Annotated in this window: 1 protein-coding gene; it reads left to right on the forward strand. The window is 66.2% G+C overall.

The genetic code is table 11. The features are described from left to right. Window positions 1-479 precede the first annotated feature (479 nt). Window positions 480-1,784 (forward strand): group II intron reverse transcriptase/maturase, encoded by a 1,305-nt coding sequence (gene ltrA, locus Amac_RS53380; RefSeq protein ID WP_218041818.1) that lies wholly within the window; start codon window positions 480-482, stop codon window positions 1,782-1,784. Window positions 1,785-1,890 lie beyond the last annotated feature (106 nt).

The following is a 1,890-nucleotide window of genomic DNA, read 5'->3' on the forward strand; positions in this document are numbered from 1 at the left end:
CCGGGTCGAAGCCCAGCGTCGAAAGCCCCGTTGGGGGAAGCAACTGAGCGGTCCGTAGCGGAAGCGAAGCCTGCCGCGTCGTTAGACACCGAGAGAGAGCCGAGCCGGGCGACTCACGGCGAAGGCCATGGAAGCGGTGAAGATCCTGGAGTGCTGCCGTCAGGGACTCTCCGGCGTAAGAGGGCGCGGAACGTTCAGAGGGTGGCGGCGGGAACTGGGGAGGCCCTCCCCGGCCGGAGCGTGCTGCGGATAGGCGTGGACGACGCCGTCTTATAACCGGTGTGGAGCCGGGAAGTGGGCGGCGGCCGGGAGGGAGTCGGAGGCGGTCGTAGTACCGATCGAGCCGTAGGACAACACAACCTGCGGTGAGGGAAGGGCCGCTGCTTCGTTCACGTGCGAGATTGTGAGGACCAGGACTGGTGAGTGCCGTAACGGCTAGGTCCACTCTGGCGGCTGTCTGTGGGGACAGAGTCCGTGCCTTGCAGCATGCGCTTTACCGGGCGGCCAAGGCCGATCCGAACAGACGGTTCCACGCGTTGTTCGACAAGGTCCATCGCAGGGACGTGTTGGAACGGGCGTGGCAGGACGTGCGCCGCAACCGCGGCGCCGCCGGTATTGACCGCGTCACTTTGGCGGAGGTCGAGGAGTACGGGGTTGCCCGGCTCCTTGAGGAGCTGGCTGTGGAGTTGAGGGACAAGCGGTATCGGCCGCTGCCGGCCCGGCGGGTGTTGATTCCCAAGCCGGGTACTACCGAGCAGCGCCCGCTGTCGATTCCCTCGGTCCGTGACCGGATCGTGCAGGCGGCGGCGAAGATTGTGCTCGAGCCGATCTTCGAGGCCGACATGGTCGACTGTTCATTCGGGTTCCGGCCCAGGCGGTCGGCGCACGATGCCCTGCAGGTGCTCATCGACGAGTCCTGGCAGGGTCGCCGCTGGGTGGTGGAGACCGACATCGCCAACTGTTTTGAGGCGATTCCGCACTCTGGGTTGATACAAGCGATCGAGGAACGCGTGTGCGACCGGGCCGTCCTCGACTTGGTGCGCGGCATGCTGCGCGCCGGGGTGGTGGACGGCGGGTCGTGGCGGCGTGGCGTCACGGGTGCGCCCCAGGGCGGGGTGATCTCCCCGTTGCTGTGCAACATCTACCTGCACCGGCTGGACCGGGCATGGTCGAGTCAGCAGCATGGCGTGCTGGTGCGCTTCGCCGACGACGTGGTGGTCATGTGCCGGACTAGGGAGCAGGCTGAGGCCGCGCTGGCGCGGTTGTCCGTCCTGCTGGCCGATCTGGGGTTGGAGCCCAAGGCGGCCAAGACCCGCATCGTGCACCTGGCCGAGGGAGAGGAAGGTTTCGACTTCCTCGGATTTCATCATCGGCTGGTGCGTGGGTGGACCCCGAAGTCGGCGCATTTGACTTTCCTGGCTCGCTGGCCTGCACGCAAGGCCGTCCAACGAGCCCGTGACCGGATCCGGGAACTCACCGGCCGGAAATGGCTCTGGATGCCGGTGGAGGACATCGTCAGGGATTTGAACATGTTCCTGCGCGGCTGGGCCGGATATTTCCGTTACGGGAACTCCGCCCGCGTCCTTGGCCAGATCAGGAACTTCGCTCTCATGCGACTGGCGATATGGCTGTCCAAGAAGGGCAACCGGCGTCACTCGTGGGGGTGGGGTATCAAACAGGTGCTGCTCTCGCCGAGTCACCTGGGTTTGATCGGCCTCGATGGAACCGTTATTCCGCCCAGGCCCTTTCGGGACTGGCGCGGGAAGGCCGAACGCCGACGGTGAAGAACGTCGGTAAGCCGTGTGCGGGAGAACCGCATGCACGGTTTGACGGGCGGGGACTGGAAACGGGCCGCACCATGTGGGACCGCGCCAGTCCCCGACCCTCCCC

This window comes from Acrocarpospora macrocephala, assembly GCF_009687865.1.
Taxonomy (GTDB): domain Bacteria; phylum Actinomycetota; class Actinomycetes; order Streptosporangiales; family Streptosporangiaceae; genus Acrocarpospora; species Acrocarpospora macrocephala.